At 37.6% G+C, this 18,153-nt stretch carries 18 protein-coding genes; 5 read left to right on the top strand and 13 right to left on the bottom strand.

Annotated features, from left to right (window positions below; genetic code table 11):
* The first annotated feature begins 180 nt into the window (after window positions 1-180).
* Window positions 181-756, top strand: coding sequence for an HTH-type transcriptional regulator Hpr (locus RUH74_RS05220; protein WP_313799199.1), 576 nt, complete (start codon window positions 181-183; stop codon window positions 754-756).
* 2 nt (window positions 757-758) lie between these two features.
* Here the strand turns inward: RUH74_RS05220 and RUH74_RS05215 are convergent, their stop codons facing one another.
* Window positions 759-1,094 (bottom strand): DUF1878 family protein, encoded by a 336-nt coding sequence (locus tag RUH74_RS05215; protein WP_313799198.1) that lies wholly within the window; start codon window positions 1,092-1,094, stop codon window positions 759-761.
* Between the two features lie 170 nt (window positions 1,095-1,264).
* Between RUH74_RS05215 and RUH74_RS05210 the strand changes: the two genes are divergently transcribed.
* Together RUH74_RS05210 and RUH74_RS05205 are read left to right on the top strand one after the other, a co-directional pair.
* Window positions 1,265-1,813 (top strand): DUF3267 domain-containing protein, encoded by a 549-nt coding sequence (locus RUH74_RS05210; RefSeq protein WP_313799197.1) that lies wholly within the window; start codon window positions 1,265-1,267, stop codon window positions 1,811-1,813.
* Window positions 1,814-1,963: 150 nt separating this feature from the next.
* Window positions 1,964-2,143 (top strand): hypothetical protein, encoded by a 180-nt coding sequence (locus RUH74_RS05205; RefSeq protein ID WP_102271919.1) that lies wholly within the window; start codon window positions 1,964-1,966, stop codon window positions 2,141-2,143.
* 350 nt (window positions 2,144-2,493) lie between these two features.
* On the opposite strand, the gene RUH74_RS05200 is transcribed toward RUH74_RS05205, so the two are convergent.
* Together RUH74_RS05200 and RUH74_RS05195 are read right to left on the bottom strand one after the other, a co-directional pair.
* Window positions 2,494-2,589 (bottom strand): YjcZ family sporulation protein, encoded by a 96-nt coding sequence (locus RUH74_RS05200; protein WP_313799196.1) that lies wholly within the window; start codon window positions 2,587-2,589, stop codon window positions 2,494-2,496.
* A gap of 24 nt (window positions 2,590-2,613) precedes the next feature.
* Window positions 2,614-2,703, bottom strand: coding sequence for a YjcZ family sporulation protein (locus tag RUH74_RS05195; protein ID WP_075209110.1), 90 nt, complete (start codon window positions 2,701-2,703; stop codon window positions 2,614-2,616).
* A gap of 276 nt (window positions 2,704-2,979) precedes the next feature.
* On the opposite strand from RUH74_RS05195, the gene RUH74_RS05190 reads away from it, so the two are divergent.
* Window positions 2,980-3,849: a peptidylprolyl isomerase gene (locus RUH74_RS05190; protein ID WP_313799195.1), complete on the top strand. Its 870-nt coding sequence runs from the start codon at window positions 2,980-2,982 to the stop codon at window positions 3,847-3,849.
* Window positions 3,850-3,916: 67 nt separating this feature from the next.
* Here RUH74_RS05190 and RUH74_RS05185 read toward each other — a convergent pair whose 3' ends face one another.
* The 6 genes from RUH74_RS05185 to RUH74_RS05160 all read right to left on the bottom strand — a co-directional run bounded on the left by RUH74_RS05185 (window position 3,917) and on the right by RUH74_RS05160 (window position 11,896).
* Window positions 3,917-4,093, bottom strand: coding sequence for a sporulation YhaL family protein (locus RUH74_RS05185; RefSeq protein ID WP_313799194.1), 177 nt, complete (start codon window positions 4,091-4,093; stop codon window positions 3,917-3,919).
* Between the two features lie 263 nt (window positions 4,094-4,356).
* Window positions 4,357-5,301, bottom strand: coding sequence for a 3'-5' exoribonuclease YhaM (yhaM, locus tag RUH74_RS05180; RefSeq protein ID WP_313799193.1), 945 nt, complete (start codon window positions 5,299-5,301; stop codon window positions 4,357-4,359).
* Between the two features lie 86 nt (window positions 5,302-5,387).
* Window positions 5,388-8,387 carry an ATP-binding protein gene (locus RUH74_RS05175; RefSeq protein ID WP_313799192.1) on the bottom strand — a complete coding sequence of 1,000 codons (3,000 nt, stop codon included), beginning with the start codon at window positions 8,385-8,387 and terminating at the stop codon, window positions 5,388-5,390.
* Window positions 8,388-8,399: 12 nt separating this feature from the next.
* The gene (locus RUH74_RS05170) at window positions 8,400-9,623 is read right to left on the bottom strand and encodes a metallophosphoesterase family protein (protein ID WP_313799191.1); all 1,224 of its coding nucleotides are present in this window, start codon (window positions 9,621-9,623) and stop codon (window positions 8,400-8,402) included.
* A 127-nt stretch (window positions 9,624-9,750) separates the two neighbouring features.
* Window positions 9,751-11,004 (bottom strand): ABC transporter permease, encoded by a 1,254-nt coding sequence (locus tag RUH74_RS05165; RefSeq protein ID WP_313799190.1) that lies wholly within the window; start codon window positions 11,002-11,004, stop codon window positions 9,751-9,753.
* The gene (locus RUH74_RS05160; RefSeq protein WP_313799189.1) at window positions 10,997-11,896 is read right to left on the bottom strand and encodes an ABC transporter ATP-binding protein; all 900 of its coding nucleotides are present in this window, start codon (window positions 11,894-11,896) and stop codon (window positions 10,997-10,999) included. The genes RUH74_RS05165 and RUH74_RS05160 overlap by 8 nt, the downstream gene beginning before the upstream one ends.
* A gap of 150 nt (window positions 11,897-12,046) precedes the next feature.
* Here RUH74_RS05160 and RUH74_RS05155 point away from each other — a divergent pair, with 150 nt between their 5' ends.
* On the top strand, window positions 12,047-12,232 hold the full coding sequence (locus RUH74_RS05155; RefSeq protein WP_313799188.1) for a YhzD family protein: 186 nt from the start codon (window positions 12,047-12,049) through the stop codon (window positions 12,230-12,232).
* A 130-nt stretch (window positions 12,233-12,362) separates the two neighbouring features.
* Here RUH74_RS05155 and RUH74_RS05150 read toward each other — a convergent pair whose 3' ends face one another.
* The 4 genes from RUH74_RS05150 to RUH74_RS05135 all read right to left on the bottom strand — a co-directional run bounded on the left by RUH74_RS05150 (window position 12,363) and on the right by RUH74_RS05135 (window position 17,994).
* Window positions 12,363-13,151, bottom strand: coding sequence for an enoyl-CoA hydratase (locus RUH74_RS05150; RefSeq protein WP_313799187.1), 789 nt, complete (start codon window positions 13,149-13,151; stop codon window positions 12,363-12,365).
* 180 nt (window positions 13,152-13,331) lie between these two features.
* Complete coding sequence (locus RUH74_RS05145; protein WP_313799186.1) at window positions 13,332-14,957, bottom strand: long-chain fatty acid--CoA ligase; 1,626 nt, start codon at window positions 14,955-14,957, stop codon at window positions 13,332-13,334.
* A gap of 351 nt (window positions 14,958-15,308) precedes the next feature.
* Complete coding sequence (locus tag RUH74_RS05140) at window positions 15,309-16,823, bottom strand: coproporphyrinogen III oxidase (protein WP_313799185.1); 1,515 nt, start codon at window positions 16,821-16,823, stop codon at window positions 15,309-15,311.
* Window positions 16,824-17,127: 304 nt separating this feature from the next.
* On the bottom strand, window positions 17,128-17,994 hold the full coding sequence (locus RUH74_RS05135) for a Cof-type HAD-IIB family hydrolase (protein ID WP_313799184.1): 867 nt from the start codon (window positions 17,992-17,994) through the stop codon (window positions 17,128-17,130).
* Between the last annotated feature and the right edge of the window lie 159 nt (window positions 17,995-18,153).

Below are 18,153 nucleotides of genomic sequence, written 5' to 3'. Positions count from 1 at the left end.
TTTTATAAAATAAACTTTTGCCAATCTCCATTTATTTATATACTTATTTCACGTTTTTACTCATTATAGAAATCAAAATATGAATCAATTTCTAAAAATTTTGTAAATTTATATCTTTATTAATTTTTGTTTTATTGGCATAATGTTATTAGACACTTAAAAAGAAGGTGATTATTGAATATGAACGATAAATTGTATTCTATAAAGGAAGCAATGATCTTTAGCCAGAGGATTGCTCAATTGAGTAAAGCATTGTGGAAGACAATTGAAAAAGATTGGCAGCAATGGATCAAACCGTATGATTTAAATATTAACGAACATCATATTCTCTGGATATCCTACCATTTAAAAGGGGCTTCCATCTCTGATGTAGCTAAATTTGGTGTTATGCACGTATCTACCGCATTTAACTTCTCCAAAAAGCTTGAAGAACGAGGATTGCTTAAATTTTCGAAAAAGGAGAGTGACAAGAGGAATACGTATATTGAACTGACTGATGCAGGTGAAAGCATTTTATTAAGTCTAATGGAGACTTATGATCCTGACAAAAATGCAGTCTATTCAGGGGCAAGGCCGTTAAGAGACCTGTATGGTAAATTCCCTGACATTATTGAAATAATGGCGATTGTCAGAAATATATACGGCGATGACTTTATGGAAATCTTTGAAAAATCATTCTCGAACCTCGAAAATGATTTTGTAGAGATAGAAGGCAAGCTAAGTAAAAAGGAGTCAACCTTGCAGGAAAGTGTTTAGAATCATAGATATCTTCTTAGTTCTTTCATTAGAGGTAGAAATAATTGCTGTTTTATACACGCATGAATAACATCATAAGCTGTAAGATTAGGATGTAAACGCTTCTCAAATTCTTTATAAAGCGGATGAAAATAAACAAATCCTTCCGCTTTTTGTTCTTCCCACTTCATGTTCATTTCTTCACAAAGTTGTTTGAATGCCTTTACGTCCTTTTCTCCAAGTGATTTTTCAACCACTAATTTATAGAAGGAATTGTTTGGATTTTCAATAACCTTCAAAAGCAGTTTTTGCTGAAATTCTAGTTTATTAATTTTCTCCATCAATATGTATATGTCCACCTTGTTCCTCCATATATATATCCATACAGGCATATTTATTATGCTATATGTTCATAATTATTCTTCGACAAAATGTATGTTTTTTCCCTATTGATTTTTTCTCTTTTTCATCGTACAGTATCTTAGTGAGTTTTATGGAAATTTATTTTCTCCTCTTGGAGGGATGATCAATGAATTGCTGGAAGACAATTAATATTAATAAGCATTATGGATCTCAAAGACTTTTCTTTATGTCTTCCTTAACAATGCTGCTAACGTTTATTATTATTTATGTTCCTGCTCAATATTTGTTTGGGGCTGCTTCCTTTTATGACAACTATTTTTTATTATTTATCCTATGCTTGTGGATCATGTACCCATTTCATAAGCTGCTTCATTATTTACCGGTTGCCCATCTTGGCAATAAAGTAAAAAAAATAGTAACCATTAAATATGGGCTACTGCCAATCATCCATATTAAAGTCAATGAACCGATCGCAAAGTGGAAATTTATTATCACATTATTTACACCGTTTGTCACAATTAATAGTTTATTGATTTTGGCATGTATTTATTTTCCGCATTATGTTCACTATTCTACCATTTTACTAGCTTTTCATGTTGGCATTAGTTTCTCTGATTTTGTTTGTGCCAAAAATGTGCTGTCTGCGCCAAATCGTTCATATATTGAAGAAAACGATGAAGGCTTTGAAATTTTGCTGAGAAGTAACTATTCTTAATTTAGTTTAAATGAATGCGGCATGTATCCATAATAATACGTAAGGAATCTTAAATACTATCTTTTTTTAGGAATTTTTGTTATTGTAAATAACATATCACCTTGCATGTCATTTTTTAAATCACTGACTGTTTTAAGGAGGGAATTTTCTATGATCTCCATTTTTATAATTTTTGCTGTTTTTATTTTATATAATATTAACAAAATGACAAATTCCCTTTGCCTACAAAAGGATATCCCCGAAGAAAGGCAGCCTAAAGTATTTCGAACGATTAATATTTTAGTGACCATTCTTTTGATCTCCTCATTTGTTGAAATATTATATGCTTAATTGACAAAGAGAAAATGCATACAAAAAAGCGGCGGGAAAAGTGTCCCACCGCTTTTTTGTGTCTAGCTTCATCGGCTAGGTCCTCGAGGTCATAAGCTGCTCCCCAGTTGAAGGCAAAGTACGCCTTCCCCTGTGGTTCATCTTATGCTTGTCGGACCTGTTCAAGCCGATTCCGCTTTTCTCGTGTCTAGCTTCATCGGCTAGGTCCTCGAGGTCATAAGCTGCTCCCCAGTTGAAGGCAAAGTACGCCTTCCCCTGTGGTTCATCTTATGCTTGTCGGACCTGTTCAAGCCGATTCCGCTTTTCTTTGTCCAGCTTCATTTAGGGCGGATTAACGCTATGTCCTGCCATTACAACCAGGATGCACCAATAATAATTAAAAGGATAAATAATACGACTACTAAAGCAAAGCCTCCGCCGTATCCATTTCCAGCTCTACCAGACATATTGTTTCCTCCCTTCCATATTTGTTATAGCCAAGCAGCGCCAACAATTATTAACAAGATGAACAACACTACGATTAACGCGAAACCTCCGCCGTATCCATACCCTGCACCCATGAGAACACCCTCCTTTCATGTTGCTACCATATCCTATTCAATTACTTCCACGGGCGAATAGGCACCTATCTCGACTTATCCTAAATTCTTGACCCAGTTTATTTCTCCGTATGAAAGTTTTCTCTTTCATCATATGACTAAACAAATGAATTGGGAGTGATGAACACATATTTTCTTGCCTACTTTATAGGTTATTGTTTTTGTTCTACCTGACATTTATGGTATAGTAGGTTTTGTGAAATCGAATATCAACAAATACAATTGGGAGTGTTCAACATGAAAAAATGGATTATTACCCTATCACTTACGGCTGGGGTTTTAGGATTAACTGCATGTAACAGTACAAATGGATCTGGAGATGTCGTTGTTGAGTCAAAAGCCGGTGATATTTCAAAGGACGAGCTTTACAACGCAATGAAAGAAAAATATGGTGAGCAAGCACTTAGAGAGCTTGTTTATGATAAGGTTCTTTCAGAAAAATATAAAGTAACGGATGAAGAATTGGATGAAAAGGTTGATGAGCTAAAGGAACAACTTGGAGCTAACTTTGAGCTCGCTCTTCAACAATACGGATACAAAGATGAGGCAGATTTGAGAGAAACTTTCAAAACTGGCCTTATGCAGGAAAAGGCAGCCATTAAAGATGTGAAAGTTACAGATAAGGAAGTTAAAGAATACTACGATAATTACAAGCCACAAATTAAGGCTCGTCATATTTTAGTTGAGGATGAGGCTACAGCGAAGGAAGTTAAGAAAAAACTTGACGAAGGTCAAAAATTTGAAGATTTGGCAAAAGAATACTCTAAAGACCCAGGTTCTGCAGCAAATGGCGGTGACCTTGGCTGGTTTGGGGCTGGACAAATGCTTCCTGAATTTGAAGAGGCTGCATATGCACTTGATGTAAATGAAATCAGTGAACCAGTTAAATCACAACACGGCTACCATATTATCCAAACAACTGAGAAAAAAGAGAAAAAGCCTTTTGAAGAAATGAAAGAAAAAATGGAGTATGAAGTAAAGGTTTCAAAGCTTGACGGAGCAACAATTGAGAAAGCAATGGAACGCGAATTGAAAGATGCTAAAGTAAAAATCAATGATAAAGAACTAAAAAACATCTTAAAGAACAGTACAGAAGATCAAAAGTAATTTCCTTTTCAATAAAAATAGGTCCCCTAAACGGGACCTATTTTTCAATATAACAGCATATCTAAGTTCATAACCCTCTTCTAGCTTCCTTCTCCTTTTGAATTCTTTCCATATACACCCTTCCTTCGAGTTCAATGCTTTCATCCTCCAGCTTCCGTTCCTCTTTTCCCGTCATAAAAGCCATATAAGCACTTATAAGAATCCCAACTACAACAAAATAAGCCCAAATTGGCATCGTAACCATCTTTTTACCCCCTTGTTCAAGGATTGTCCTAGCTTTATTAAAATTTATGCCACGAATCGGAATTTATGATTCTGCTTTTCTTCCTTTGTAAAAAAAACATTCATCAGCATCTGCTCATAACCAAGTATGTAAATGTCGGTTTGCTTTATTTCCCTGCTCTAGGTATTCCTTCGTACATAAAGGCTTACTCAATTTATCAGACCAACTATTTATTTTTTTCATAGAAAAACAGCCGCTCCTTCTGAAGAAACGACTGTAAAAAGTTATTTATGAAAAACTGGCTTATAGAAAGAACGATTATCTAATGCGAATACTCTCTCCGTGAACTCCCCTGGCTTTACTCTTTCTAATGCACGGTCAAGCATATTCATCTTTGCATCGAGATTATCAATATAATGGAGAATCTCTGCTTCCTTAATCATTGGAGGCTTCGGACTGCCCCATTCTGCTTTTCCATGATGGCTTAAAACTAAGTGCTGCAGAACGAGTACCTCTTCCCCATTTATTGAAAGCTCATCAGCAGCTTTTCCAATTTCGTTAACCATGATGGTTATGTGGCCTAACAAATTACCCTCAATCGTATAAACAGTCGAAATTGGTCCAGATAACTCAATAACTTTCCCTAAATCATGGAGAATGACACCTGCATATAAAAGGTCCTTATCGAGGCTTGGATACAGTCCTGCGATTGCTTTAGCTAAATCAAGCATGGAAACGACATGATAGGCAAGACCTGAAACAAATTCATGATGATTTTTAGTTGCTGCTGGGTATTCAAGAAAAGCTTTCTGATGCTTTTTCATTAAGTGACGTGTGACTCTTTGGATATTCGGATTTTTCATTTCAAAAATGTACTGCGTTATTTTCCCCATCATTTCATCCGTACCTATAGGAGCTGTTTCAAGGAAATCTGCTAATTTTACTGGGTCAGTAGGAGATGCCGGCCGTATTTGACGGATTCTTAGCTGATTGCGCCCGCGATAATTTAAAATTTCTCCTGATACTTTAACAATCGTTTCTGGCCCAAAGCTTTTTTCATCCCCGTCAGATACATCCCAGAGCTTCGCCTCAATTTCCCCACTTTTATCTTGGAATATCAATGTTAAGAAAGGCTTTCCATTACTCGCAATCCCTTTCGTTGCATTTTTTATTAGTAAAAACAGTTCAATTTGTTCTCCAACATCATAATAAATAATTCCTTTTGACATACGTTCCCCGACTCTCCCTTCTATGAAAATAGTATACCATACTGAATTGTTTTTTCGTTTGAAAAAGGAGGGTGTAAATGTCCCCTCTATACTAGCAAACTAGTGGTATTATTTACTGTAAAAATTTGATCTTCTGAAAAATATGGCAGCATATGCTTATGGCATGTAAAGAATAGGATCTGCCTGTTATTAAAGCTTTTTAAAAGGCACATGATCTTTTCTGTCCTTACATGATCGAAGTTTACGAAGCTATCATCAATGATAATTGGAAAAGGAAGCTTCTCATAAATTGTTACAGCAAGTGATAGCCTAAATGCAACATAGATCTGCTCCATGGTCGCCTGACTAACCTCATTTGCTTCAAATATTTGCTGATTGCTGCTTTCAAGGAGAAAACCACTGCTATCCTTTTTCGTATACAAACGGTTATATTTTCCATCTGTTAAAGTGGAGAGAAATTCTTCCGCCTTTTTTAGCAGCCTTGGCATCCGCTCATTTTTGAAGCGTTCAACTGTCTTGTCAAGAATGTCTTTTGCAATCGCATACTTGGCCCATTCCTTTGCTTCTACCTCAAGTTCTGCCTTCATTTGTTTATATTTGTGAAGCAGCTCAGCATATGTGCCGCCTTCTTCAATAACTTGAATTTCATATTTCTTTTCAGCAAGACATTGTTGCAAGAAAGGCACTGCTGCTTTCAATTCGTTCAGTCTTACCGTACACATGTGAATGCTGGAATCAACATTTGAAAGGCTCATATATGTTTCTATTTCTTCATCTTTTAAAGGGGAGCGTTTCAGTTGACTAGCAATATTTTTACGTTTTTCATCCAGCTTCTCCTTTTTTTCTGCCAGTTTCCCTCTCTCACGGAAGTTTTCAATATTATCTGCGTGTGCGAGCTCTAAGAGCTTTTTCTGCTCCATTAGAAAATAATCCAGCTCTATTTTGTTTCTTGCATATTCTTCTTGAAGCTCTGATAGCTTCGTACGTTTTTCATTCTGTTTAATATGTTTTTCAATTTCTTCTTTTAGTTTCTTTCTCAATAAATATGCTGTTTCTTGGATAGTTGAAGGAGCCGTTTTTAAATAGGCATCACTTAATGAAGAGATTCCTTCCTTTATATCTGTTATTCGCTTAGCAACCGATTCGCTCCGTTCAATGAGTATCTTTTTCTCTCTGTAAAGCGTCTTCAGCTGTTCGATTAGCTGAAAAGCATCTTCTAAATAAAATAAAGCGATATCCCGTGGAAGAAATAGCTCTTCCCCGAGTTCAATCAGCTTTCTCTCAGTTTCTAGCTTCGCCTTTTCCCATGATTCAAAGGCTAATAAAATATTTTCGTATTGTTCGTTTCTTTGCTCCCATAGAAGCTGATAATGTCGAAGCTGCTCAACTAATTCCCTATCCTTTTCAAGCTTACTCCTATTTGCAGAAACATCATAATCATCATGCTCATTCAGCTTTTGAATGAGCAGCAGCTTTTTTTCTTTTAAAGTTTTTCCTTCAGCTGTAATAAAATCAATCGTTGATTTCGTTATTTTTATATAATGTAAATAGAGAGTAACAATCATGCCAAGCACACCAGCAATAACTAGCGGCCACTCTGTGTTTGCCATTCCCCACACAATAAGGATCATAAAAAGAATACTAAAGAGCGTTAATTGAATACGATCTTGCGTCTTCTTTCTTCTTGTCTTTTCCCATTCTTTTTTTTCTGCTAATTGAAGAAATTTTAGTCTTTCTTCTGTTTGTGTTAGTTCGTGTTCAAGTGTTTCCCTTTGATCGGCATCCTTTATTTTTTTCTCAAGCTCCAGTCGAACATTTGCAGGAAGACGACGATGTTTTAAACTTTTAATTCTTTCTTCCGTTTCTTCAAGCAACTGTCTGCCTTCGTTAAAACGTTCATCTAAATCTTGTTTTTTTGCCTTTAATCGCCGATACTGCTCTTCCATTTGGATTATTTTTTCCTTCATAAAGACACTTGTGTTAATGCTTAAAAGCTGATCTTCATCTATGGGCAAATGAAGCTTTTCTTTTACAGTGAGTTCCGTTTGCGTCATTTCTAAGAGCTTTGCAGAGAGCTCTTCCTTTTCTTGGTTAAGCTTTTCTAATAATGGGAGGCCTTCAATTGCAGCGATAATTTCTGACTCTTTATTAATTAAATCCTCATTTGGTCTACTGCTCTCCAACTCATTAGCTAAGTGGTTTATTCTCTGCGCAAGGCTAGCCATTTGCCCCTCTAGCGGTTTCATCATTTGCTCCAGACGGTCCATCCTAGTCATTCCGTCAATTGGAAAATGAATATCTTCAAATGTCTTAAGCTCTTCTTCTATCAATTGTTCTTCTATTTTCAAAGGCTGAATATGTTTCCATTCCTCTAATCGGGCCTTTTTATCCTGAACATGTAAAATTTCTTCATGGCTTTCAGTAATTTGTTTTTCTAGCTCCTCTTTCTCCTTTAGAAACGCCCAGTATTGTTCATTTTGCTGCTCCGCTTTTTTTAATTCTTGGTGAAGCTGTTTAAGCTCCTTTAATTTAACGTTTATACTTGGTTTTTTCCCGTTCGGTTTAAAGCGTGATTCCAGCTCCTTTAGAAGCATATTTTCCGCTTGAACGAGCTGATCCGTCCCTAATGTCCCTGCAGAAAATAAAAATTTTCCTATATCCTCCCCTTTTAACTGATGAATATTTTGTAATCCATGAATATTAAAGGAGAAAATCGATTGATAGAGCACTTTATCTACATTTGATAATACTTCTTTTAGGAGTTCTTCCCCACCCTGCGTCCCATCCTCAAGAGTCACACTGACATCTCCTGCCGCTTTACCTTTTACCCGCTCGATAACAGCCTTGCCATAGGTTGGAAAAATCACTGTAAGTTTGCCTCCATATTTTGCTCCATCCTTCGGTTCATATCTAAGCTCTGATTGCTGCTTAGTTGGAAATCCAAATAAAATGCTATGGATAAAAGACATGATCGTTGATTTGCCTGCTTCGTTTTCCCCATAAAATACTTGAAAATCATTTAAATTGGAAATCTTCATGCTTGATAACTTGCCATAACCATAAATATGTATGTCCGTTATTTTCATTCCTTCACCTCCTCAATATGGTTTATAAAGTACATTCACTAGAAGCTTTTCCGCCTCTGCCGTTAAGCTTCTCTTTTCCTCATCCGACAACCCTTCTAAAAACTTTCTAGCAGATGGGTGGTCATATAAAGTGGAAATACTTTTATCCAAATTAGCAGCATTGGATGTTGTTTGAAAAAGCTCCTGATAAAAGTCAGATTCAGCCGCCAGTTGTTCATGTGACCATTCTAGTTTTTCCTTTATCACTAAATCTGCTACCCATACAAAGGCTTCCTCATCTTTTTCATCTTCCTGCAGGATTTCAAGAAGTTCCCCATTTTCAATACTTTTATAATCTTGTAGTGGGATATTAACATTTTCAAGAGACAGGGTAAGAATAATCCCTTTGTGATCTAATCGAAAATGATCTACCGTTTTTTTACATACTGTATATATTTCATGAAAGGAGAAGAATGCTGCAGCATCGATTGTTAATTCCCGCCAAATGACTGTGGAGGATTCGATAAATGTTAGTTCCGCCTCCCCTTCCGTTAACTGGACTAAATAACAGCCCTTTTCCCCCAGTTCTTTCCGGTTTCGTCCTTGAATATTGCCCGGATAAATGACAGGAGGCTGGAAATTTAGTTGATTTCGTTTATGAATATGCCCAAGTGCCCAATAATCGAAGGCTTTATCTAGCAATTCTTTTAAGACAAATGGTGCATACTTGCCATGATCGCTATTTCCTTCTAAATGTCCATGCAAAATACCGATATGAAAATCAGCCTTATCCTTTTTTGCATACCTTTGAATCATACGTTCGTAGACATGTCTTTTCGGATAACTGAATCCATAAAGATTAACGGTGGTCCCACTATCATTCGTATATGTTTTTGCTGTGACATCATGGGGGAATATATATACATTTTCTGGCAACGGCAAATGTGTCCATTTTCCCTCCAGATGGTCATGGTTGCCATGGACAGCAAAGACGGGAATGTGCTTTTCTTCCAAGCGCTTCATTTCTTTAATGAATCTTGTTTGTGCACGAATACTGCGATCCTCGCCATCAAATAAATCACCCGCAATAATAACAAAATCTACCTCGTGGAGAATTGCCGCATCAATAATGTTTCCAAATGCTTCAAAGGTGCTCTCCCGAAGCCGCCTGAAAATCTGCTCTGGCAAAGCTTTTAGTCCGATCATTGGACTGTCCAAATGCAAATCAGCTGCATGGATAAATCTCAATCTTTTCATAAAATAATCCTCGCGTCCTCTTTTTTACCATTTTAACTGATTTCAGAAGCGAATGCACGTTCTCACTAATAACCATTACTTATTTGTAATGAAAAAAGCCTGCCCTTTGGCAAGCTTTTCCCTATTGCTATTTATTTTTAGTTAATTGCAATGCTTTTTTAATATCCTTAAAGGAATTCGTTTTTCCGTACATTAACACGCCGCCCTTATACACCCTTGCACCAAAGATAGCAAGCACAACAATCGTTATAAGAAGGATCACTATACCGAGCAACGGCTCCCACGCAGGTAATGTCAGCATTCCTACACGCATAAACATTAGCATCGGAGTGAAAAACGGGATGTAAGACGTAATCGTAATAAAGGTTGTTTCAGGCTGACCAAGTCCAACCATTGCAATCATAAATCCAGCAATTATTAAAATGGTCATTGGCGTAATCATCTGTTGTACATCCTCTATCCGGCTTACGAGAGAGCCTAGGAAAGCTGCTAATGTCGCATATAAGAAATAGCCAAGGATAAAGAAGACAACCGCATAAATGATCGTTTGTACGGGAATATCCCCAAAACCGAAGAACTCAAAAAATCCGCCTTCCATTGTTTCTAGGTTTTGCTTCACAAAAAAATAGCCAATTAAAAGGAATGCAGCCATTTGTGTTAAACTAAGCAAGGCAATTCCCAATATTTTTGCAAACATTTGCTTAATTGGAGAAACGCTTGAAATCAGAATTTCCATGACACGCGAGGATTTCTCCGTTGCTACCTCCATCGCGATCATATTTGCGTACATGATAACAGCGAAATAAATAACAAAAAGCAGAACGTATACAAGTCCACGTGCTTGATTTAATTCTTCCTCTGTTTTTGCATTTTCCTCAAGAGCTGTTTTACTAAATGCCACAGGTTCATATAGCTTTCCTAATTGCTCCTGTGTTAAATTAATCTGCGTTGCGGCAGCTTGTGTTTTTATTTGCTGCAGCCCTTGCTGTAATGTACCTGGAAGGGTAGAATCAGCGATGCTCCTTGCCTTATAAGAGGCTTCTGGCAGCTTCTCATTATCTTGGGATAAAATGAGCAATCCTTTATATTCATCATTCTTTACAGCTTTTTCTCCCTCTTCCTCTGTGCCTTCAAAAAGCTGTAACTGAACATCTTTATCAATCGTCTTCATTTGTTCCTTGAACGGGGCAAACAGCTCACCTGATTGGTCAATGACTGCTACTTTTTCCCCTTGCTCATCGCCACTGAAAACATCAATAATTTTAGTCATATTTGTTAAACCAATAATTAGCACAAGTGTTATAAGTGTAGTAATTATAAATGATTTCGTTTTAATTTTGCTAGAATACGTATGCCAAAGTATGATCCAAAAATTATTCATAGGAAGCACCTACCTTTTCAATAAAAATATCATTTAATGAAGGTTCTTCAAGAACAAATTTTCGGATAAACCCTTTTCCAACGATCTCCTTTAAAATGCCTTCAGCAATTTCTTCTCCCTCAATTTGCAGATGAATCCCTTCTGCAGTCTGCCGAGATCTTGTTACCCCCGAATAGCTCTTTAAAAATTCCAGATTGAAATCTGCATGTATGACTAAATTTTTTCTTCCGAATGCACGTTTTATTTCCTTTAAAGCCCCTTGAACAACTGGCTTTCCTTTATGCATAATACATAAATGCTCACACATTTCTTCTACGTGCTCCATGCGGTGAGAAGAAAATACAATGGTTGTGCCATTATTTTTTAACTCTAGGACGGCATCCTTAAGCTGCTCAACATTCACTGGATCAAGACCACTGAACGGTTCGTCCAAAATTAATAATTTTGGCTTATGTATCACTGCTGTAATAAATTGAATTTTTTGCTGGTTCCCTTTGGAAAGCTCTTCTACTTTTTTTTCTGCGTATTCCGGCACTTTAAAACGACTCAGCCAATATTCAAGCTCCTTTAGAACATCTTGCTTATGCATACCGCGCAATCTTGCCAGATACACAATTTGGTCCTTAACCTTTAGCTTTGGATAAAGTCCCCTTTCCTCAGGCAAATAACCGATAAGCGGGCTTGTTGAATAATCAATCTTTTCTCCGTCCCACGTAATTTTTCCTTCACTCGGGTCAATCAATCCGAGAATCATTCGAAATGTAGTCGTTTTCCCTGCACCATTCGCTCCAAGAAAGCCAAACATCTCCTTCTCCGGAATAGAGATAGACAGGTCATCAACAGCTGTAAAATTCCCAAAGCGCTTTGTTACATGTTCAAGCTGTAATCCCATTTAATAAAACTCTCCTTTCTTTCACAATTACTTATACGGATAAAACCGGAAAAAGGTTCATTTTCAAGCATAAATAATTCTTTGCACAATGATAAAAATTATGCAAGAATAATAGTAACAATCTGAATTTTAAAAACAGGAGGAACAGAAATGAAAACTTATAAATTAACTGCATTCGAAGCAAACGGGGAAAAGATTTTAGATGAAGCCTTTCAAGCAGGAAATGATGAGGAAGCAAAAGGAATAGGCGAGAAGCTTATAAGGGAAAAGGGCTTATCTGAAAAAACTCATCGCTGCACATCGCCTGCTGGGAAACTTATTTTATTTCACAGATAATCGCTAGATACTTATCATTTTAGTCTGTAAATGTCGGACGGCATAACACCCTTTGTGCGGGCTATTCCACACGTCTAAAGACATGTTCAGTATACCGGCCGACCATTTACTTTTTTATTGTTTATATTGTCTATTTTCCAATGAAAACAGGTCTTCGCTTCTCTAAAAATGCTTGAATCCCTTCCTGATGATCCTTTGTTTGCCGCATTTTATGCTGACCTTCTTTTTCTAGCTCAAGCACACTTAGTAATTGCGGGCTATTTTTTTCAGCTAGGATGGTTTTTGTTTCGATCATTGCCCGAATAGGACTGTTCAGTAATTGCTGCAGTTTGGCTTCCAGTGCCTCATCTAATCCTTCAGCAACGTCATGGATGAGTCCAAGTTGATATGCTTCTTCAGCTGATAAGGGCTTTCCCTCCCAAATGAGATGCTTTGCCCTATCTTCACCAAGACGCTTTTCTAGGAAGTAATGGCCCCCGCCATCTGGAATTAACCCTATTCCAATAAAGTTCATCGCTAGCTTACTAGCTTTATCTGCAACTATGTAATCTGTTGCTAATGCGATGCTTAAGCCAAGGCCTGCTGCAGCACCTGTTACAGCACTAATTGTAATCTTAGGCATCATATAAAGAGTGTTAACCACCTCACTAATACAATCCATAACAATCGGGAAGTCCTCTTCCTTCGCTTCAAGAAGCATCGTCTTAATATCTCCGCCAGAGGAGAACGCTCGCCCTTTTCCTTTTAAAACGACAATATCTACTGCACTGGTTTGGCTAACTTCTTTTAAGATTTCTGCTAAGCCTTTTAACATTTCTACATTTAAAGCATTTAATGATTCTGGTCTATTTAACTCAATTGTTGCGACACGGCCGTTTACATGCAATTGCACGGTATCCGTTTCAAATTTAATTGTCATACTATTCCCTCCTTTAATCTTTCTTCTCCCATTATATAGAATATTATTATATTTAAAAAGTTTTATTTTAAAAATTCTAAATATTATCAATGATAAGGAAATATGTTTTGCAAAACAATTAAAGTGGAATTTCTGCAAAAAATAAATCGTAAACGGCTGCTTACGATTCATTTTTACTGTTTAGTTGTTCGTTCCAGCGTAATTTTTATGGACTTGTTCTCTTAATGCCATTTTGAGGAACTTCCCTACAGATGTTTTTGGAATCTCCTCAAGGAAAAGAATGTCATCTGGAATCCACCACTTGGCGAATTGCGGTTTTAAGAATTCATATAGCTCTTCTTTATCTATTTTTCCTTTATATGACTCTTTCAAAACAACACAGGCAACCGGCCGCTCCTGCCATTGCTCACTTGGTACGGCAATTACAGCAGCCTCGAAGACTGCTTCATGGGCCATAAGTGCGTTTTCAAGATCAACCGATGATATCCATTCACCGCCGCTTTTAATGAGATCCTTCGTACGATCAACAATTTTCATAAATCCTTCTTCATCAATCGTTACAACATCCCCTGTATATAGCCAGCCATCACGAAAAGCTTCTGACGTTCTCTCATCCTTGTAATATTCTGATGCAATCCACGGGCCGCGAACCGCAAATTCCCCCATTTCCTTGCCGTCCCAAGCGACTTCCCCGTCCTTGCCGACAACCTTCATTTCGAGACCGGGTACAAGAATTCCCTGCTTTGCTTTAATGTCAACCTTTTCTTCATAAGATAGGTCTTCCTGATAGCTTTTGAGAGTAGAAATAACAACTAATGGACTTGTTTCTGTCATGCCATATGCATGCATGAAAGGAATGTTGTACTTTTGCTCAAAAGCTTTAATCATTCCTTTTGGCGCAGCCGCCCCTCCACATAGGACAGACCGAAGCGAGCTCATATCATACGTATTTTCTTCCAGCTCTTTCAGAAGACCTAGCCAAATGGTCGGCACTCCTGCTGTAATTGTTACCTTTTCTTCCTGAATGAGCTCAGCAAGCAGCTTCGGTGTAAAATATGGACCAGGCATTACGAGATTTGTTCCAAACCAAACAGCTGCAAATGGCAACCCCCATGCATTCACATGGAACATTGGGACAACAGGCATGGCAATATCTTTTTCACTTACAGCCGCACTATCAGCCATCCCCAATGCCATACTATGGAGAACAATCCCGCGGTGAGAGTAAACAACACCTTTTGGATTACCAGTTGTTGCTGACGTGTAGCACATACCTGCTGGTGCATTTTCATCCAAATCATCCGGATATTCATATTCCCCAGTCGCTTCATCTAGTAATTTTTCATAATGATATGCATTGGATAATGTCGTTTCAGGAAGTTCAGGCTCGTCAGTCATAATGACAAATGCCTTAACGGCTGGGATCTTATCCTTGATTGCCTCAATTAATGGCAATATATCCGAATCAATTAAGAGGACTTTATCTTCTGCATGATTAATAATGAATACGATATGCTGTGGAGAAAGACGAATATTAATCGTATGGAGAACTGCTCCGCTGCATGGGATGGCAAAATACGCTTCCAGGTGGCGATGGTGGTTCCAGGCTAAAGTTCCTACTTTATCCCCTCTTTCCACACCAAGCTTTTGAAGTGCTTCTGCAAGTTTTCTTGTCCGTTCAGCTATTTGCTTGTATGTAAATCGCTGAATGCCGCTAGCCGTTCGTGAAACAACCTCTTTTTTTGGAAAAAACTTCTCTGCCCTGTTAATCATTTGCGTCATTGTCAAAGGTGTTTGCATCATCATATTTGATTCCTCCCTTTTTAAAAGCGCTTACATCCCAAAGAAGTTTATGAATATTTGTACCTAAAGTATTCTCTTTTTGTCCGTGAAACCCTTTATTTTTGTTGAAAATTCTGAAATTTAATCAACGATTTCGGACGTTTGTTTTAGGGATGCTTTTCCCGATCTATTCCCATTTTCGATCAGATTTTTTGTAAGTACCTTTTTTAAGGGGATTACGGCTAATACTTTTTTGCGTGACCACCTTTTCCTATTTTAGGAAATTACGGGCTCATATTTCTTTTTACGTGACCTCTTTAATTAGTGGCTCGTATTTCTTTTTACGCAGCAATGTTGCATAAAAAAATCCCCGCCTTATTTAGGCAAGGATTTTTCGGTATTAAATAATTCACTTAATATGTTCAGTTTATCTTCTGTATATTTTTCAAAGCTATCATTATATGTTTTCGGGTCCTTTGGGTTGGCAAAATGAGTGATCTTGCCTGTTTGCGGATGAATAAATTTACTCGCTGCCCCGCAGCCAAGACCAATGATTGTCTGCTGCTCCTCCATAATCATAATATTATAGATGCTATCTTGATTTGGCAGTGCATAGCCAACATTCTCCAGATTGCCAAGGATATTTTTCTGTCTGTAGAGGTAGTATGGCGTATACCCATGTTCCTTTGTCCAATCCTCAGCCATATTCATCATTTTCTCAATTTCTACGCGATCTGCTACTTTATACTTTTCCTTATTCCGCGTCATTTCTGATGCACGCTTGAAGGAAAGTGTATGGACGGTGAGGGATTCAGGCATTAATTTCTCCGTTTCATCCAAGCTATGAGCAAGCTCTGACACACCTTCACCAGGCAAGCCAATGATTAAATCCATATTTATGTTATTCATGCCCATTTCCCTTGCTAGATGGAACTTCTCTATCGTTTCCTCAACAGTGTGATGTCGTCCAATCGCCTTTAAAGTTTCCTGCGTATACGACTGTGGATTAATACTGATCCGATCAATTTTCCACTTTTTCAGGACCTCAAGCTTTTCAGGCGTAATGGTATCCGGTCTTCCAGCTTCTACTGTCACTTCACGGATCTTATCTACATCAGGGAAGGAAGCATACATTTCCTCATAGAGCATATCCATCTCCTCAGCTGTAATGCTTGTCGGAGTGCCCCCTCCATAGTAGACGGTTGTAATTCTAATATTGTTTTCCTTGAGCCATTCCCCAATTTTTCTCATTTCATAATGTAATCCGCCTAAGAATGAATCAACAGATCCTTGTCGCCCATTAATCGCATACGCAGGGAAAGTACAATAGGCACACTTTGTCGGACAAAAGGGAATGCCGATATAAATACTAACTTCATTTTGCAGCTCATAAAGGTCTGGAACTACTGATAACTGCCGATCAACGATTTGCTGCATCAGCTGAATTTTTTCATCTGTTATTAAGTACTCATCCTTTAGCTGCTGATGGGCAACTGACTTTGGTGTCTTCATTTGCATTTGGCGATGAAGAAGCTTTGTCGGGCGAATCCCTGTAAGAATTCCCCATTTCTGCGTCATGCCTGTCCAATCCTGAAGCACAGTCAAATATACATGGGCAACTGCATGTTTGACTTGTTTGAAATGCTCTTTTTCTGATGAAGCAGGTATCAACTCTTTTTCATAAGAGGCTGTCACCCTTTTGTCCGCACTGTCAATAAGAGTCCCGTTCACGTTAATAGTCTTACCCATTTCCACTTTAAATTCTATATTTAAATCTTTCTGATCAAATGGCTGAAAGGAAAGCTTACATTCCTCGAAAAATAAATTTGCGATCAGCTGAAGCGGACGATGAAAACGTTCATCCGCAAGTCCTTTAATTGAAATATGCAAAATAATCACCTTTTATTCAATATAATGAAACTACCATCATCTTTATTGAGAGGATGGCAGCATAAATGACGTATAATAAACCTCTTTTAGTGTACAGAAATGGCTATACAAGGTCAATTGTTTATAGCTGGGAGATCTTTTCTGAAAAATACATGTGATTTTAACGTTTTATCTACGAAATTTTAAATATATCTGCGAAAATAGCTCATTTATCGACGATATGCCTAAAATATCGATTTTTCGACAAAAATAGGCACACTCAAAAAAATAGCCGATCTCTTAGATCGACCCTGTTCCTGCTCAGTTACTTTAATATATTCATTTTCTTCAAAAAATCAATCGGATGCTGTTTTCTGAAGTGTTCCTTCACCATGTAAGTAACTCCCTGTTCGTTATTGGGACGAGTGATCCAGTCAGCTGCTTTTTTCACTTCAGCAGGCGCATTCCCCATTGCTACACCAAGACCGGCAGCCTCAATCATTTCCAGGTCATCAATTCCATCACCGATAACCACCATTTCATTGCGGCCAATTCCTATTCGTTCGCCTACATATAATAATCCATTAAGCTTAGAAACACCAGCTGGCATTATATCCATTCGGAGTTCGTTTAATTGAATGATATCAACCTCCCCAAACATGCCTTTAATGGCTGCCTTAGCATCTTTTAGATCTGTCTCATCCTCAAAATACACTTCTATTTTAGGCGGTGTAACCGGTTCTTCAAGGATTGTCTCACTAACGGAATCCACAAATTGCTGCGAATAAAAAATTGGATCACCTGAAGAAAAGACCGTCTTTGCCAGCATATTATGATTTAGTTTTGATTTATTTGCTAACGCAAATTTCTCATGTACTAACCGAATTTGGCTTGGAAACCCCTCAAGCAGTCTAACTATTTCATACGTAACATCCTCTGCAATCCGCTTAACAAATATCGGCTTCTCCTCCTGCCCTGCAATATAGGCACCGCTATGGGCAACAAGAAGTGTATTTAGCTTTAGTGCTTTTGCTACCTTTTTCGCAGATGGGTAGCTTCTTGCAGTCACTAATGTCACATAAATTCCTTTTTGCTGTACATATTCAATGGCTTCTCTTGTTGATTTATGAAGTCTTCCATTCGATTGAAGGAGAGTTCCGTCAATATTTACCGCTAACAGCCGATAGATCATCTCAATGCCCCCTATTCCTGATGTAAATATCTCTACTACACTTTTATGAAAAAACGGAAAGGAATAGAACGGACATGGGTATAAAAATACTTCTAACCATTTTATAAATGATTACAAAAACATAAATTTTTAAGGAAAAACATTAAAAAAATATAAAGG

Source organism: Cytobacillus sp. (genome assembly GCF_032154635.1).
Lineage (GTDB): Bacteria > Bacillota > Bacilli > Bacillales > Cytobacillaceae > Cytobacillus.
The sequence above is the reverse complement of the archived record's forward strand: the minus strand, read 5'-3'. Positions and strand labels throughout refer to the sequence as shown.

Bases quoted from the DNA above. Each gene is read 5' to 3' on its own strand.
- RUH74_RS05220 (WP_313799199.1), top strand. From the start codon at position 181: ATGAACGATAAATTGTATTCTATAAAGGAAGCAATGATCTTTAGCCAG.
- RUH74_RS05210 (WP_313799197.1), top strand. From the start codon at position 1,265: ATGAATTGCTGGAAGACAATTAATATTAATAAGCATTATGGATCTCAA.
- RUH74_RS05205 (WP_102271919.1), top strand. From the start codon at position 1,964: ATGATCTCCATTTTTATAATTTTTGCTGTTTTTATTTTATATAATATT.
- RUH74_RS05200 (WP_313799196.1), bottom strand. From the start codon at position 2,589: ATGTCTGGTAGAGCTGGAAATGGATACGGCGGAGGCTTTGCTTTAGTA.
- RUH74_RS05195 (WP_075209110.1), bottom strand. From the start codon at position 2,703: ATGGGTGCAGGGTATGGATACGGCGGAGGTTTCGCGTTAATCGTAGTG.
- RUH74_RS05190 (WP_313799195.1), top strand. From the start codon at position 2,980: ATGAAAAAATGGATTATTACCCTATCACTTACGGCTGGGGTTTTAGGA.
- RUH74_RS05185 (WP_313799194.1), bottom strand. From the start codon at position 4,093: ATGGTTACGATGCCAATTTGGGCTTATTTTGTTGTAGTTGGGATTCTT.
- yhaM (WP_313799193.1), bottom strand. From the start codon at position 5,301: ATGTCAAAAGGAATTATTTATTATGATGTTGGAGAACAAATTGAACTG.
- RUH74_RS05175 (WP_313799192.1), bottom strand. From the start codon at position 8,387: ATGAAAATAACGGACATACATATTTATGGTTATGGCAAGTTATCAAGC.
- RUH74_RS05170 (WP_313799191.1), bottom strand. From the start codon at position 9,623: ATGAAAAGATTGAGATTTATCCATGCAGCTGATTTGCATTTGGACAGT.
- RUH74_RS05165 (WP_313799190.1), bottom strand. From the start codon at position 11,004: ATGAATAATTTTTGGATCATACTTTGGCATACGTATTCTAGCAAAATT.
- RUH74_RS05160 (WP_313799189.1), bottom strand. From the start codon at position 11,896: ATGGGATTACAGCTTGAACATGTAACAAAGCGCTTTGGGAATTTTACA.
- RUH74_RS05155 (WP_313799188.1), top strand. From the start codon at position 12,047: ATGAAAACTTATAAATTAACTGCATTCGAAGCAAACGGGGAAAAGATT.
- RUH74_RS05150 (WP_313799187.1), bottom strand. From the start codon at position 13,151: ATGACAATTAAATTTGAAACGGATACCGTGCAATTGCATGTAAACGGC.
- RUH74_RS05145 (WP_313799186.1), bottom strand. From the start codon at position 14,957: ATGATGATGCAAACACCTTTGACAATGACGCAAATGATTAACAGGGCA.
- RUH74_RS05135 (WP_313799184.1), bottom strand. From the start codon at position 17,994: ATGATCTATCGGCTGTTAGCGGTAAATATTGACGGAACTCTCCTTCAA.